Below are 16,316 nucleotides of genomic sequence, written 5' to 3'. Positions count from 1 at the left end.
GTTGCACGCTCATGCCAAAAAATATAAAGAACGTGCCTAAATTTTAACCATCAGTAAATCAATAGAATATGTTTTTATTGATTTTCGTCGATGTTCGGAAACGGACAATCGGTGTTTCAAAACCGTGCAGTTTGCCTTGTAAAATCACTAACTTTGACGTTTAGCATGCAACAATTCGTTCGAACCCGTATTGCGCCCACACCCAGCGGCTACCTGCACTTGGGCAACGTATTTTCTTTTGCGATGACGGCTATGCTCGCGAGGCGGCACGGTGCACGGATTCTCCTACGCATCGATGATTTGGACAAAGAGCGGGTAAAACGAGAATACGTAGAAGACATCTTCGACACATTGGATTTTTTGGAACTCCCATGGGACGAAGGGCCTAAGAATTACCATGACTATCAGACGGTTTATTCGCAAGTACATCGGATGGCATTATACCAAGACGCTTTGAGCGCCTTGCGGGAAAAGGGGGCAGTGTTTGCTTGTGAATGTTCGCGTTCCGCGTTACTTCAGGAGCACCCACAAGGTATTTATAAGGGGAAATGCAAGGATAAAGGACTATCCTTGGAGGCGTTGGGATACAACTGGCGTATGCTTACCCCTGTGGGCACGCTTCCGCCAACGATGGACTATTTCGTCGTTCGCAAGAAGGATGGAATCCCAGCGTATCAACTGGCCTCCCTTGTGGATGATGTATATTATGGCGTTGATTTGGTCGTAAGGGGTGCGGATTTGTGGGAGTCCACCTTGGCCCAGCGTTACCTGGCCGAGCTGTTAGGCTATGGATCCTTCTTGGCCGCTACCTGTTACCACCATGCTTTGCTGAAAGCCGATGCCAATGAAAAATTGTCAAAATCGGCCGGGGCTACTTCCATCCAATACCTCCGCACACAGGGAAAGCACCGGAGGGATATCTATGCCCTGATGGGAAAGATGCTTGGATTGGCATACCCGATCACCCATTGGAAGGATTTAAAGGAGGAAGCATGCCGTTAGTATCCGTATTTGCCTTTCCAGTTTTGCCGCAATTTTTCCCGCATTTTCTCTTCTGCGGGATTCCTGCCGGGATCATAGAGTTTGATGCCATTCAAGCCTTCTGGCATAAATTCCTGCTCCACAAAATTTCCTTCGTAAGCATGGGCATATTGATAGTCTTTGCCGTAATTCAGCTGCTTCATCAGCTTAGTAGGCGCATTACGGATATGCAACGGAACGGACAAATCGCCAGTTTGTTTGACCAAGGCTTGGGCTTTGTTGATGGCTTCATAAGCAGCATTGCTTTTTGCGGATGAAGCAAGGTAAGTGACCGTTTGCGAAAGGATGATACGTGCCTCGGGCCAGCCAATGACATTGACGGCTTGAAAGCAATTATTGGCCAGCAACAATGCATTGGGGTTGGCATTGCCGATATCTTCTGATGCAAGAATGAGCAGCCGGCGGGCAATGAATAGCGGATCTTCCCCGCCTTCAATCATCCGCGCGAGCCAATAGACGGCAGCATTAGGATCGCTGCCGCGTATGGATTTGATGAATGCCGATATGATGTCGTAATGCTGTTCACCCGCCTTATCGTAAATGGCCATGTGCTGCTGGACCTGATGGAGCACAAATTCGTTGGTGATTTCAAGTGGTTTTCCGCCTGCGGCATTGATGACCAATTCCAGCACGTTTAACAGTTTGCGGGCATCGCCGCCGGAAAGCCGGAGTAGTGCTTCATGTTCTTTTACCGTGACGTGTTGTTTGCTTAGGTATTCGTCTGCTTTCAGTGCTTTGTCGATGATACTAACGAGCTCTTCTTCCGTCAGGTGCTCCAGTACGTATACCTGGCAGCGGGAAAGCAATGCAGAGATGACCTCAAAGGAGGGATTCTCGGTTGTGGCACCGATCAGCGTGACTACGCCCCTTTCCACGGCACCCAGAAGTGAATCTTGCTGGGACTTGGAGAAACGGTGGATTTCATCAATGAACAGGATGGGTTGTTCCTGCTGAAAATTGCGAAGTTGTTCGGCTTTATCAATGACTTCACGGACATCCTTTACCCCCGAATTAATAGCGCTCAGGCTGAAAAATGGCCTGTTCAATTGCTTGGAAATAATATAGGCGAGCGTGGTCTTCCCCACACCGGGTGGCCCCCACAAGATCATGGAGGGTATGTTGTTTTGATGGATGGCATTTCGCAGTACGGCCCCTTCGCCAATGATATGACGTTGCCCTACGTAGTCGTCGATGGAGGTGGGACGCATGCGTTCTGCTAAAGGAATCCGTGTTGCCATATTTTTTAGCAAACTTAGCAAAATAGACCTTTACATGCAAATTAAAAACAGTATATAAAACACGAATTGCTGATGGTTCATCCGCTGTCAGGTACTTGTTTTTGGTTGGCAGGAAAGTAACAGGATCGTGGAACATGAAAAAAGTAAAAAACAATTTTTGTATCTTAGTGGCGGATTGGACAATGATATGAAAGTAAAACAGGAGCTGCTGAGGTATGCAGCGTACTTGTGCTTCTGCTTATGGAGCATTCCTTCCGGCGTTATTGCCCAGCAACAGATTGACTTCTCCGGCCATATTGTCAAATACGACAGCACATTCGCAGGTATCGGGCCAAAGGTATATGTTCTTCCGCCCCCAAAGACGGCTGAAGAGTTGCTGGACGATCGGTATGCCGAAAAAGAAATTGATTCTGCCGTGGTCGTGGAGTATGTAAGCCGAATGAAATATTATCACCGGCTGGAGATGACCGGTAATGGCAGTATATCAGCCAAAAAATACATGCCCCTTACTGACACCCAAACGGCGAGTATAGAAGGCAAATTGTTGTTGGAGGCTGATCAAGCTGCTCAGTATGAGAATGTCGGCTTACTTGCAGATATTGAAAATCGCTTGGCTATGGAATATATCGCTGCGGGTGCAGTTGACTTGGCTATCGAATTTTTTGAAAAGGCAATGAAAGCAAAAGAAGAGCAGGGTAGTATGGGTGATTGGGAGATTGTCGTGCATAACTTGGCCGTGACCTATGAATCGTTAGCGCAATTGGATAAGGCTTTTGTGCTTTATCAACAATTGTATGATCGCGCAGTAAAAACACGTAACAACAGTCGCCAAGCCCAGGCGATGATGGAATTGGCATTGATAAAGGCCAAGCGGGGTTTTTCGTCTGAAGCCGAGCAGGATATCATCCGTAAGGTAGTGCCTTTGTTTCGCCGGGCAAGAAATGAGGCTGGACGGGCTTCCGCATACCGCACGCTGGCGGATATCTATACTCTGCAACACAAATACCCCGAGGCGCAGTGGTTCTTGGTACAAGCCAAATCCATTGTTGATAGGGATGGGATCGCCGAACAATTGCCCGAAATTATCTTCAATCTTGCCGAGACAAAGAAAAATTCAGGCAATCCCCGGGTGGCCATTGAAGAGTACAAGATAGCCGATGATTTGGCAAGAAAAGATCACATAATGGGCATGCAACTAGCTATCCAAGACGCATTGGGTAATTTATATCACCAAGCAGGTGACTACAGCGGGGCAGCCCTGGCCCTTAATCGGTATGATATGCTCAAAAACATGCTGTTTAGGGGAGAAGGAGGGCTTGTCGATAATTGAGCCTGGCGCAGTTTTTGTAACAAATAGGGGTCAAACAAATCCTATTGCAATTACGTAATAAAGATTAGTGGTTTTTTGAGTAAATTTAGCGGCTCAAATGAAAGCAGTGGTTGTGGGCTTATCACAATCAGGATAAAGGGATATTATAGAAGTGGATATTATAGAAGTATGGAGAATATGTTGAAGAAAGTATTTTTTGCGTTGTTTGTGGTGGCCATTGCGGCATGCGGATCTAAGCCGCGTGTCAATTTGGAAGCAGAGACCGGTGCCTTGAAACCTACCGCCCAGCATGCGGTGATTGCCAAAGATGTCGTCGGATTATTTGAATCAGTAAGTTACAAGAAGGTGCCCTTTAATGATTCCATCTCGTCCATTATCTTTGATAATCTGATCGAAGCGATGGATCAAGGCAAGAATTACCTCATGCAGGCCGATATAGACGAGTTTGAACAATATCGGAATACATTGGGCCAAGATTTTCGTGATGGCGACCTCAGTGCGGCTTATCAAATTTTCAATGTGTACATGAAGCGGTACCTCGAACGGCTTGACTATGCCTTGACCCAGGTAGATGCATCGCATGACTTTTCGGTAGATGAGCGATATGTCTATAATCGGGAACATGAAGGCTGGTTTGCCTCCGAAGCCGAGGCAAATGACCAGTGGCGTAAGCGTGTGAAATATGATTTGCTTAATCTTCGGCTCAGTGGGAATGGAAGCGACTCTGCGGTGGTAAAGCAAAAGGAGACGCTGACAAACCGCTATAAAAATTTGGTTTCGATGGCTAAAAAGACCGATAATAACGAGGCTTTTCAAATTATCATGAGCGCGCTGACGAATGCCATCGACCCCCATACCAGTTATTTCAATCCGTTTTTCGCCCAGCGGTTTAATGAAGAGATGGCCAATACGTTCGAAGGTATCGGAGCACGGCTTACCTCGGAAAATGAGGTGATAAAGGTGGCTGATGTCATTGTTGGCGGCCCGGTATATAAAGAAAAAGCACTTCAGATTGACGACCGGATTATTGGTGTTGCCCAAGGTGAAGATGGCGAGTTTGAGGATATTATTGGCTGGAAATTAGATCACGCGGTTGCTAAAATTAAAGGGCCAAAGGGTACTGTTGTGCGCTTGAAAGTCGTTCCCGCAGGGCAAGAGCTCACTACAGAGCCCAAGATCGTATCGCTTACACGGGATCGCGTGGTGATTGAGGACGAGTCGGCCAAACGTGAAATCAAAGAAGTGGTAGGAGATGATGGAAAAACGTACCGGGTAGGTATTATCAGTTTGCCGAAATTTTATATCGATTTTGACGCCTACCGCCGGAACGATCCCAATTATAAAAGCACGACGAGGGATGTCCGGCTGTTGCTTGACACCCTAAAACAGGAAAAAGTGGATGCCGTAGTCATGGATTTGCGCTTCAACGGTGGCGGGTCTTTGCAGGAATCCATTGAATTGACAGGTTTGTTCATCGATAAAGGGCCTGTTGTGCAAGTGCGTGACACACGCAACCAAGTAGAGGTAAATAGCGACAGGGAAGACGGCGTGGCATGGGATGGCCCCTTAGGTGTCATCATCAACCGGTTCAGTGCTTCTGCTTCAGAGATTTTTGCTGCGGCTATACAGGACTATGGCCGGGGTATTATTTTGGGCTCCCAATCTTATGGCAAAGGCACCGTACAGTCGGCTATTGATATGAGCCGGGTAATCAGCCCGACCGACCGCCTGTTGCTGAAAGCGCAGGCAGATGATGGGGAAAGCCTTCCAACAGGTGTGCCCCAGTTTGGCCAGATTAACATTACATTGGCCAAGTTTTATCGGATTACAGGCAGTAGCACGCAGCATAAAGGCGTCGAACCGGATATAAATTTCCCTTCGTTGTATTCTGCGGAGAAGTATGGAGAGAGCTCAGAACCATCTGCCTTGCCTTGGGATCAGATCAATGCTGCTGATTTTGCTCCAGTTGGTAATTTAAATACGGCAATTACGCAACTTACTGCCAAGCACCAATCACGTATGGACGGTTCACCAGCGTATAAATTTTTATTGGAAGATATCGATTTGATGCAGAAACAGGAAACGGAAACGAGTGTTACGCTTCAGGAAGATCAGTTGAAAAAAGAGCGTGAAGAGGGACGCTTAAAGAATAAAAGTAGGACAGACGCACTCCAACAGATGAAGATTAACCTTCCAGGCGGTGGAGCTACAACCAACTTAGACGAGGGGCTTGATTTCATTCAAGAGGAAAGTTTGGCGGTGATGGCCGATTATGTAGCATTGACGAAGAAAAATAACAGTAGTCTTTAAACGCTAAAAAGAACCACCCGCGCTTTTGCGTTAGGTGAAATTCACTGTTGCTTTTATCAGGTTTGAAGTAGGATTCAACAGGGAGTCAAAAACAATCGGAAGCTGCACATGAGGAATCCGATGTGTAATGAATGCGGTAGGAGGAATGATAGCCTGCTGCAACAGCCTGATGACATAATCAAAGTCTTCCTTCGTGGCATTGCGGCTACTCATCAATGTGGCTTCGCGCTTATGAAACTCCGGATGACCAAAGGTAACCGGGTACTGTTGAAGACCTATCAATACAAATCGCCCCGCATGGGCGAGGTAATGAAATGCCTGATTGATGGCCTTTTGGCTTCCCGTGCAGTCGATTATTACGTTAGGCATATCGCCCTGGGTATAATCGCGGAGGAGCTGTTCAACGTTTGCGTCCTTGGCATCGATGGTTGTTAGCCCGCTTATCATCGCCCGGCAATGGGCAAGTTTTTCCGAATTGATATCCATCAAGATGACATGTGCACCGGCGGCGTGTGCAAGAAACGTGGCTCCGATTCCGATAGGCCCGGCACCGACAATCAACACGTATTCGCCGGATTGGATGCCCGCCCTCCGGACACCGTGGGCACCAATGGCCAAGGGTTCAACTAATGTTAACTGGTCGAGGTCAAGCCCTTTGCCTGCAACGAGCGAGCTAATTGGTAATACAACTTGGTTACGCATGCCACCGTCTACGTGTACGCCGTATACCTGCATATGCACACAGCAGTTGGTTTTTCCCTGGCGGCAAGCCACGCATTTCCCACAATGGAAATAGGGCTTTACCGTCACGAGATCCCCCACGGCAAAGCCATGCCCAGTTGGGATCTGGAGTAGCTCGGCAGCAAGCTCATGACCCAAAATCCGCGGATAAGAAAAAAAAGGCTGCGTACCTTCATAAGCATGGAGATCCGTGCCACAGATGCCTACCTGATGGATTTTCAACAATGCTTGGTGATTCGCTGGCTGAGGTACGTCTGCTTGGATAAGTTGTAATTCCCCGGGTCTGCTGCATACAATGGCATCCATTTCTGATGTAGATTATGCTTTGATTGGCATAATTACACAATTTTTTTAATATGCGGTAATCATACTGAATTGCTTGTTAGGGCAAACTTTATGTCATTCGCCAATCATCAATTCATAAATCCTTTCAGGGTTTAGGGATATTTTGCTAATATTAACCCAAAAAAAGACAAATTATGGCAACAATTACATTCAAGGGAGCTGAAATACACACTGCAGGAACGCTTCCGGCGGCAGGAAACAAAGCTCCGGATTTCAAATTGACAGCGGGCACTCTTTCGGATAAGACACTGGCGGACTACCAGGGCAAAAAGGTAATATTAAACATTTTCCCAAGTATTGATACCGGCACTTGTGCGGCTTCGGTGCGAGCATTTAACGAAAAAGCTGCAGGGCTTGATAATACCATTGTACTTTGCATTTCCAAGGATTTGCCTTTTGCGCAAGGACGGTTCTGTGCAGCAGAAGGCATCAGCAATGTGGAGACACTTTCAGAATACAAAGACAGCAATTTTTCGGATGCCTATCAATTGCGTATTATAGACGGCCCATTGGCAGGATTGTTGAGCCGCGCAGTAATTGTAGTGGATGAGCAAGGCATTGTGCAGTATACCGAACAGGTGTCTGAAATAGCTAACGAGCCCGACTACGATAAGGCTTTGGCAGCTATTTAGGCTTTTATTCAGGCCAAGCCAAGGCGAAGCAAAAGAAAAAGACTTTTGCTTCGCCTATTGATGTTTTTGACCAAAATGCCCCAAAAAAGAGCTTCAATAGGTAGGGCCGGCGGGGCTGTATTCGACACGATGAACAACACAAAATGCACTTGCAAGAATGCATTAAATTTCGGTAGTTTGTTGTCGTAATTTCTTAAAAGTCATTATTTTAATTCGTATTTCGGCAAATTTGGATGATTATAGCTATTTCTCATATTCACGTAAAAATTTCAATTTCCAAATGAAGTTTGCCGAAATTAAAACCAATGATTCCAATAGATAGCTATATTTACAGTTTGTTAATGAATTGTCAAATAATTTTTAACCGACTTTTGTACCAATTCAGGCGAATAATAAGCCTTGTTAGGGGCCGTTTTAGCTAGTTCTTTTGCACGGACAAAAAATGCGTGTAGACTAGTTAATAATTATTTGTCAGTATTGGGCGCAAGATGTTATATCAACGAATGAATGTATGAATAGAAGACTACACGAGCGGGTAGCAGCTTTTAAAGATGCACAACTCATTAAGGACAGTGGCCTATACGCTTATTTTAGAGCCATTCAATCTGGCCAAGATACGGAGGTTGTGATTGATGGCCAAAAAGTTCTAATGTTTGGGTCGAACTCTTACCTCGGCCTTACGAACCATCCAACGATCATTGAAGCTGCCAGAAAAGCGACAGCCAAATATGGTACAGGCTGTGCCGGCTCGCGATTTTTGAATGGTACGCTCGATATTCACGAAGAGCTTGAGCACCACTTGGCCGATTATACAGGAAAAGAGGCCGCCTTGTTGTTTAGTACGGGGTTTCAGGCCAATTTGGGTGCACTATCGTGCCTTACCGGGCGCAATGATTACATCCTATTAGACGAGCGCAATCACGCTTCCATCATCGACGGCAGTCGGCTTTCATTTTCAAAGGTCATCAAATATGCCCATAATGACATGTTTGATCTGGAACGCAAACTGGCCCAATTGCCGGAAGATGCGGTCAAACTCATTGCTACGGATGGCATTTTCAGCATGGAAGGCGATATCGTAAAACTTCCCGAGCTGCAAAAGTTAGCCGACACCTATGATGCTGCCATTATGGTGGATGATGCGCATAGCTTGGGTGTGATCGGCTATCAGGGGGCTGGCACGGCGGATCACTTCGGGCTCACGGACAAGGTGGATGTTGTAATGGGTACGTTTAGCAAATCATTAGCCTCGTTGGGTGGTTTTATCGCCAGCGATGCGGCAACTATTGAGTACTTGAAGCACCGTGCTCGGTCGCTCATGTTCAGCGCAAGCATGACGCCTGGCGCTGCAGCAAGTACACTGGCGGCGTTGCAGATCATCCGGTCGGAACCTGAACACATTGAACGGCTTTGGCAAAACACCAACTATGCGAAGAAGTTGCTTGTGGAACATGGGTTCGATCTCGGAAAAACGGAAAGCCCGATTTTACCGATTTACATCCGGGACAATGAGAAGACATTTCGTGTGACCATGCTTTTACAGGAAATGGGTGTCTTCGTCAACCCCGTAGTTTCCCCGGCAGTGCCGCCTCATGAGTCATTGATCCGGTTTTCGCTCATGGCGACACATACCTTCCAACAAATTGATGAAGCGATTGACAAACTGGTAAAAGCGTATTGTTCTTTGAATATTGAATTGATTAAAGCGGTGTCATAATGCAGTTAGTGACCATCAAGAATAAATCACAATTAAAACAATTTATAGACTATCCGCATAGATTGTATCGTGACGACCCAAACTATGTGCCTGAGTTGTACGTGGCTCAGGAGGAGTTGTTATGGCCGGGGAAAAATCCGTTTTATGATCATTCAAGCAGCCAATTATTTTTAGTGGTGGATGGCGAGCAAATCAAAGGACGGGTAGCGGCCATATACAATACCAACCATAATGCATTCACGGGTAACAAAGATGGTTTTTTTGGTTTTTTTGATAGCGAAGATAACCAAGAAGCTGCAAACATCCTCTTGACAGCTGCGAAAAATTGGCTGAAAGAAAGAGGGGCAGAACGCCTTATTGGTCCAGTAAACCTATCTACGAACGATACGTGTGGATTGCTTGTTGAAGGTTTTGATAGCCCCCCCATGGTCATGATGCCACACAATAAGCCTTATTACGAGGCATTGCTGGTAAACAGCGGTTTGGTCAAGATGACCGATTTGCTAGCGTATATGGTGGAACGTGAGACAGCAAATACACGGGTAGCACAGTTTATAGACCGGATGGAAGAACGCCTGAAGAACAAGGGCATCGTCATCAGGCAAATCAACCTGAAGGACTTCAAAGGCGAAGTAGAAAAGATCCGTGAAGTGTATAATAAGGCTTGGGACAAAAACCTGGGCTTTGTGCCCATGACTGTTGAGGAATTTGACCATGCGGCCAAAAGCATGAAGCTGATTTTGGATCCCCGGTTTTGCATCGTGGCCGAAAAGGAAGGGCAGATTGTGGGATTTGCCCTGGGGCTACCCAATATCAACCAGATACAGATAGGCATCAAAAATGGACGACTGTTGCCTACCGGTATTTTCAAATTGCTCTTCCAGAAGAAAAAGATTACATCCGTCCGCGTGCTGATGCTCGGGGTGATAGCTGGTTACCGCAAATTGGGTATTGAAGCATGCCTGTATGGACGGCTTATCCGCAACAGCGATGGAACGCCGATAGAAAGGGCCGAGTGTTCATGGATGCTCGAACACAACTACCTGATGAATCACGCGATTGAACAAATAAACGGCAAATTGTATAAACGTTATCGGATTTTTGAAGAGGCAATATGAATGAACGCATGCTCATAACGGGCGGTAGTGGTTTCTTGGGATACCACCTCATCCAAGCTGCAAAGGCCGAAGGGCTGGATGTAGATGCAGGGGTACGTGGGAGCAGCCATACGGACCACTTGCGCGGTATGGGGGTGGGGCTGGTAGATTTGCCTTATGACACTAAAAGTAGCCTCTCCGCTCAGTTGGCGGAAGGCGGGTACCGCTACATCGTACACGCTGCAGCGGTGACCCGTGCCAAATCGGCTTCCGTGTACGAACAGGTGAATGTTTGCTATGCAGACCGCCTGGGGCAGGCCGCCATGGAGTCGGGCATTCCGCTGGCATCGTTCGTGTATGTAAGTAGCTTGGCGGCTATTGGGCCATTGCCCTACCAGCCTGGCTTGTTTATCAACGAGCGCACGGTGCCGCAGCCCGTCACGGAATATGGGCGTAGCAAACTGGAAGCCGAGAGGCGACTGAGGGCTATCGATGGCTTGCCTTTGCGTATTGTGCGGCCAACGGCGGTGTATGGCCCTCGGGAGCGCGATTTGTTGGTGCTCTTCAAGGCCATTGCTCGGGGCGTAGATGCCTATATCGGCAGCACGCCGCAATTACTGAGCTTTGTATATGCAACGGACTTGGCAAAAGTAATTATCAAGGCGGCCCTCGTTGCTTCTGGAAGCGGGGAAACCAGGGAATACAATATTTCTGACGGGCAAGTTTACGGACGCTATGACATGGCTGATATCCTTGCGGATATTTTCCAGAAGAAGGCGCGACGAATCCACTTGCCAACGGGCATGGTGCGCTTGGTCGCTGAGGGAATGGCCGCCGCCTACCGGAAGTCGGCAACGATGCCCGTGATCTATCCGGAGCGTATCCATGAACTGACTGCGGCCAACTGGGCATGTGATATCACCCGCGCAAAACAAGAACTGGGCTATATGCCCGCATATGACCTCGAAAAAGGACTACACAAAGCCATTGCTTGGTATAAATCGCAACGATGGTTATAAGTATACACATTTACAAACGTAACAAACATGGAAAATCAAGTAAAAAAAGCAGAAGGTAAGCTCGGTATATTAATCCCAGGGCTTGGTGCCGTGGCATCCACGCTTATCGCAGGTGTGGCTGCCATCAATAAGGGACTGTCAAAACCGATAGGTTCGGTTTCGCAAATGTCGACTATCCGGCTCGGCAAGCGTACAGAGAATCGTAATCCCTTGATCAAAGACTTTGTCCCCTTGGCTCAACTTTCCGATTTGGTATTCGGTGGCTGGGATATCTACGAAGATAATGTCTATGAAGCAGCCTCCAAAGCGAAGGTACTGGAACAATCACAGTTGGATCAAGTACGGGAAACGTTGGAAGCTATCCAACCCATGAAGGCTGTCTTTGACCGCGACTATGTCAAAAACCTGGATGGTACCCATGTAAAACAAGGCACACGCCGGGAATTGGCCAACGCGGTTATCGAAGATATCAAATCATTCAAAGAAACCAATGGATGCAACCGGGTAGTGGTGCTGTGGTGTGGTTCTACGGAAAAATACATCGAAGATTTTAAAGAGGTGGATGTGTACGCCAGCCTGATTAACTTCGAGAAAGGTTTGGACGAAGACGACAAGCGGATATCGCCAAGCATGGTCTATGCCTATGCTGCCATCAAATCCGGTGTTCCTTTTGTCAACGGCGCGCCACACTTGGCCTGCGACATTCCAGCACTGGTCGAACTGGCCATTATTGCAGAGGTAGCTATTGCGGGTAAAGACTTTAAAACCGGCCAAACATTGATGAAAACTATTGTGGCCCCCGGCTTGCAAGCCCGCGCTTTGGGCGTGTCCGGGTGGTTCTCGACCAACATCTTGGGCAACCGTGATGGTCTTGTGCTGGATAATCCGGAGAATTTCCGGAGCAAGGAGGTGACCAAAACTGGCGTACTTGAGGACATATTGGACGCTAAAAAGAGTCCCGATTTGTATAGTGACCTTTATCATAAAATCCGCATCAACTATTATCCACCGCATGGCGATAATAAGGAAAGCTGGGACAACATTGACATTTTCGGCTGGCTTGGCTACAAGATGCAGATAAAGATCAATTTCCTTTGCCGCGATTCAATATTGGCTGCGCCGGTAGCGTTGGACTTGGCCCTGTTTATCGATTTGGCACAGCGTGCGGGTTTGTTTGGCATACAGGAATGGCTATCGTTTTACCTGAAATCACCACAGACAGCTCCCGGCTTGCCGCCTGAAAACGATATTTTCAAGCAACAGATTAAATTCCAAAATACATTACGGCATATTATGGGTGAGGATTTGATTACCCATTTGGGGCTCGACTATTATCAGGAATTGGTAGAAAGTATGATTTAATTTTTCGGTAAGGAGCACCGTACATGGTGCTCCTTATTTGAAGACCACTTGGCAGGCACCGTTGATCTATTAGGCGGTTGGATGTGGCCGATGGATGCCTTGTCTCACTGATTTTTTGGTGGGGATGCTCTTGGCATCACTGTATAAAATAGCATGATAACATTTATTAGAAGAAGACGTTGTGGGAAATCAGCAGCCATGCTGCTGATGGGGATGCTGCTGGTATTGGCAGCGCATGGGCAGGTTGCCACAATTTCGGGTACCATTACCGATAAGGTAACCAAGGAGACGCTTCCTTACGTTTCGGTATCGGTAGTGGGGGGAGTTGTAGGCACGGGTACGTCCGCCAATGAAGACGGAAAGTACGAAATCAAGCTTCCAACAGGATATACTAAACTACGCTTCAGCTACATTGGATACTTGTCATTTGATGTGGATATTACATCGCGTGAAAACCAGACGATCAATGTCGAACTGGATGTAGACCCAGCCATGATGGAAGAAGTGGTGGTCGTAGGCAGACGGGGGCGGTATCGCAACCGCGATAATCCAGCCGTCCAACTGATCCGCAAGGTGATTGAACATAAAGCGGAAAACAGGATGGATGGCCAGGAATATGTGCAATATGAACAATACGAAAAAATATCGCTGGCACTGAGCAATCTTTCGGATAAATTCCGCAATAGGCGCATTTTCAGGAATTATCAATTCCTTTTTGAAGAGCAGGACACGACGGCCATCGGTGGAAAGAATATGCTTCCGGCTTACATGCATGAAAAACTCTCACAGGTATACTTCCGCAAGAATCCCTATAAGAAGAAACAATACGTGACCGCCGAAAAACGGGCAGAGTTTGATGAGAAATTCATTGATAATGAAGGTCTTAATGATTACTTCAATAGGCTTTATGAAGATATAGACATTTATGACAGCAACATCTCGCTGGTGACGAACTTGTTTTTGAGTCCCACGGCTGCTACGTCACCTACATTTTATAAGTTTTTTATCACGGATACCATCAAGACGGAACAGCCGTGGTTGATAGAACTTAGCTTTGTCCCGCGCAATCGGACGGACATGTTGTTTTCGGGCAAACTGTATATTACCCATGATGGTAAATATGCGGTGAAACGTGCGGAGCTTAGCGTGAGCGACGAGATAAACCTCAATTTCGTACGGGGTATGGAATCGACGCTGACGTACCGGGCGGATGGCGAAGGACGCTATTACCTGGATAGAAGTGAGCTGGCTATGGAATTTGCGTTGACTAATCGAGGTGGTGGCATGTATGGGAAGCGGACGGTAGATTATAATAGCTACCGTGTCGGCGTGGCTCAACCGGACAGCATCTATGCGGGGCCTGCAGAAGAAATCGCTTATGAAGAAGGCAAGCGGTTTGAAGAGGATTTCTGGACTGCCGCACGGCATATACCCTTGGAAAATCGGGAATTGAATATCTATAAGAATGTGGATACCCTACAGACCATCCCTTCTTTCCGGCGGTTTATGGATATCACTACCCTTTTATTGGCAGGTTACAAATCGTTTGGTCCGGTAGAAGTAGGCCCTGTGAATACCTTCTACAGCTTCAACCCGGTAGAGGGATTCCGGCTGCGGGTAGGCGGCCGTACGACACCCGATTTCAGCAAGCGGTTTTACGCAGAAACGTACGCCGCCTACGGTTTCAGGGACGAGAAGTGGAAGTATTTCCTTAGTGGAACTTATTCCTTCAACAATAAGTCGATTTATAACTTTCCCCAGCACTACCTGCGGGTAAGCTATCAAAAAGATACAAAAATACCCGGTCAGGAACTCCAGTTTGTCCAGGAAGATAATTTTCTCCTGTCCTTTAAACGCGGCGACAATCATCGGTGGCTATACAATGATATTTATCGTGTGGAATACCAGCATGAGCTGAATAATCATTTCTCTTACGGTGTAGACTTCACGAAATGGCGGCAATTGCCAGCGGGTATTCTCTCGTATCAGCATGCTGATGGTGCAGGCAACCTGATAAACCATCCGGAATTGAATACCACCGAGGTGACTGTAAGGCTGCGTTATGCACCGTATGAGCAGTTTTATCAATCAAAGCTCTATCGGGTACCCATTGAAAATAAATATCCCATCTTTTCCTTGAATTATACCGCTGGCCTCAAAGGGGTACTGGATGGCGAGTATGACTACCATAAGGTCGCGGGAGGTATCTTTAAGCGTGTCTACCTGTCACAATTGGGCTATGCCGATGTCAATGTGGAAGGCACCTATATCTTTGGAAATGGCTTGCCGTTTCCGGTGCTGACCATCCACCGCGCGAACCAGACGTATGCTTACCAGCTCAATTCGTACAATCTGATGAACTTTCTGGAGTTTGTGAGCGACCACCATGCAGGCGTGAATGTGCAGTATTACATGAATGGTTTTCTGTTCAATAAAATTCCGTTGCTAAAGCGGCTGAAATTGCGCGAAGTTTTCAGCTTCAAGGGCATCTGGGGAGGCTTGCGTGATGAAAATAACCCGGCATACAATGGCCAGGTGTTCCGCTTCCAACAAAATGAAGATGGTGTTCCGATTTCATATACCTTGCATCGTGAACCATATATCGAAGCCAGCGCTGGTGTCGCCAATATTTTCAAACTCTTCCGGGTGGATTTGGTGAAACGTTTTACATACCTCGATAATCCGGATGTACCGGAATGGGGCGTGCGTGCACGGTTTAAATTTGATTTTTAATAATATAATAACCTCTTGCAGGATGGAATATGCAATCATAGCGGCGGGAGAAGGCTCCCGATTGAAGTCTGAGGGGTGGCAACTGCCCAAACCACTGGTGACGATTGGCGGCGTGCCATTGATTGATAGGCTCATCGGCCAATTTACCCAGGCGGGAGCTCATGCTGTTCATGTCATCATCAATGCGCAATCCCCCGAGTTGGCCGATCACCTGCAACAAGCTGGCTTTGCCGTTCCGGTGCACGTGTTGCAAAAAACCACACCCAGTTCGCTACATAGCTTCCATGAGCTGCTGCAGCGCTACCCCCATATCCGGGAATGTTGCTTGGCCACGACCGATACAGTGTTTCAAGGCAATGAATTTTGTCGCTATGTGGAGGCTTTTCAACAAGACCATGCGCTGGATGCCTTGATGGCCGTGACACCCTATATTGATGATGAGAGCCCGTTGTATGTTGCCGTGGATGACGCGTATCGTATTGGCTCGTTTTCTGATATTCCGCTGCAAGGACGCCAATATGCCTCGGGGGGGATCTATTGCCTTAGACGGCGAGCCATTGACATCGTTGGTGAAGTGATAGCAACAGGAGTGTCGCGTATGCGTAATTTCCAGCGGGCACTTGTTGATGAAGGGTTAGCCGTGGCTGCATTTCCTTTCGGGAAGATCATCGATGTAGATCATGTGACCGACATCGATAAAGCAGAAGCATTTATTTTAACGGATTAATTTTTATAGTTATACATTATTGTT

The 16,316-nt window shown here is 47.2% G+C and carries 12 protein-coding genes; 10 read left to right on the top strand and 2 right to left on the bottom strand.

The genetic code is table 11. The features are described from left to right. The first annotated feature begins 165 nt into the window (after nt 1-165). On the top strand, nt 166-1,002 hold the full coding sequence (locus BMW65_RS01305) for a glutamate--tRNA ligase family protein (RefSeq protein ID WP_090602156.1): 837 nt from the start codon (nt 166-168) through the stop codon (nt 1,000-1,002). On the opposite strand, the gene BMW65_RS01300 is transcribed toward BMW65_RS01305, so the two are convergent. Then, nucleotides 999-2,279: a replication-associated recombination protein A gene (locus tag BMW65_RS01300; RefSeq protein WP_090602154.1), complete on the bottom strand. Its 1,281-nt coding sequence runs from the start codon at nt 2,277-2,279 to the stop codon at nt 999-1,001. The genes BMW65_RS01305 and BMW65_RS01300 overlap by 4 nt on opposite strands. Nucleotides 2,280-2,466: 187 nt before the next feature. Here BMW65_RS01300 and BMW65_RS01295 point away from each other — a divergent pair, with 187 nt between their 5' ends. Together BMW65_RS01295 and BMW65_RS01290 are read left to right on the top strand one after the other, a co-directional pair. Next, nucleotides 2,467-3,609, top strand: coding sequence for a tetratricopeptide repeat protein (locus tag BMW65_RS01295; protein ID WP_143053758.1), 1,143 nt, complete (start codon nt 2,467-2,469; stop codon nt 3,607-3,609). A gap of 177 nt (nt 3,610-3,786) precedes the next feature. Then, a complete protein-coding gene (locus BMW65_RS01290) occupies nt 3,787-5,919 on the top strand; it encodes a carboxy terminal-processing peptidase (RefSeq protein WP_090602930.1) in 2,133 nt (710 codons plus the stop codon). Nucleotides 5,920-5,949: 30 nt separating this feature from the next. On the opposite strand, the gene BMW65_RS01285 is transcribed toward BMW65_RS01290, so the two are convergent. After that, nucleotides 5,950-6,966 (bottom strand): zinc-binding alcohol dehydrogenase family protein, encoded by a 1,017-nt coding sequence (locus BMW65_RS01285; protein WP_090602151.1) that lies wholly within the window; start codon nt 6,964-6,966, stop codon nt 5,950-5,952. A 173-nt stretch (nt 6,967-7,139) separates the two neighbouring features. On the opposite strand from BMW65_RS01285, the gene tpx reads away from it, so the two are divergent. The 7 genes from tpx (at nt 7,140) to BMW65_RS01250 (ending at nt 16,292) form a co-directional block, all read left to right on the top strand. Next, nucleotides 7,140-7,637, top strand: a complete 498-nt coding sequence (gene tpx, locus BMW65_RS01280) for a thiol peroxidase (protein ID WP_090602149.1) — start codon at nt 7,140-7,142, stop codon at nt 7,635-7,637. Between the two features lie 511 nt (nt 7,638-8,148). After that, the gene (gene spt / locus BMW65_RS01275; protein ID WP_090602148.1) at nt 8,149-9,354 is read left to right on the top strand and encodes a serine palmitoyltransferase; all 1,206 of its coding nucleotides are present in this window, start codon (nt 8,149-8,151) and stop codon (nt 9,352-9,354) included. Beyond that, nucleotides 9,354-10,472 (top strand): GNAT family N-acetyltransferase, encoded by a 1,119-nt coding sequence (locus BMW65_RS01270; RefSeq protein WP_090602146.1) that lies wholly within the window; start codon nt 9,354-9,356, stop codon nt 10,470-10,472. Before spt ends, BMW65_RS01270 begins: the two co-directional genes overlap by 1 nt. Next, nucleotides 10,469-11,470, top strand: a complete 1,002-nt coding sequence (locus BMW65_RS01265; RefSeq protein WP_090602144.1) for an NAD-dependent epimerase/dehydratase family protein — start codon at nt 10,469-10,471, stop codon at nt 11,468-11,470. Before BMW65_RS01270 ends, BMW65_RS01265 begins: the two co-directional genes overlap by 4 nt. Before the next feature lie 27 nt (nt 11,471-11,497). Continuing rightward, on the top strand, nt 11,498-12,832 hold the full coding sequence (locus BMW65_RS01260) for an inositol-3-phosphate synthase (RefSeq protein ID WP_090602143.1): 1,335 nt from the start codon (nt 11,498-11,500) through the stop codon (nt 12,830-12,832). A gap of 153 nt (nt 12,833-12,985) precedes the next feature. Then, a complete protein-coding gene (locus tag BMW65_RS01255; RefSeq protein ID WP_090602141.1) occupies nt 12,986-15,565 on the top strand; it encodes a DUF5686 family protein in 2,580 nt (859 codons plus the stop codon). Between the two features lie 22 nt (nt 15,566-15,587). Next, nucleotides 15,588-16,292, top strand: coding sequence for a nucleotidyltransferase family protein (locus tag BMW65_RS01250; protein WP_090602140.1), 705 nt, complete (start codon nt 15,588-15,590; stop codon nt 16,290-16,292). Nucleotides 16,293-16,316 lie beyond the last annotated feature (24 nt).

It is taken from the genome of Parapedobacter koreensis (genome assembly GCF_900109365.1).
Classification (GTDB): domain Bacteria; phylum Bacteroidota; class Bacteroidia; order Sphingobacteriales; family Sphingobacteriaceae; genus Parapedobacter; species Parapedobacter koreensis.
The sequence above is the reverse complement of the archived record's forward strand: the minus strand, read 5'-3'. Positions and strand labels throughout refer to the sequence as shown.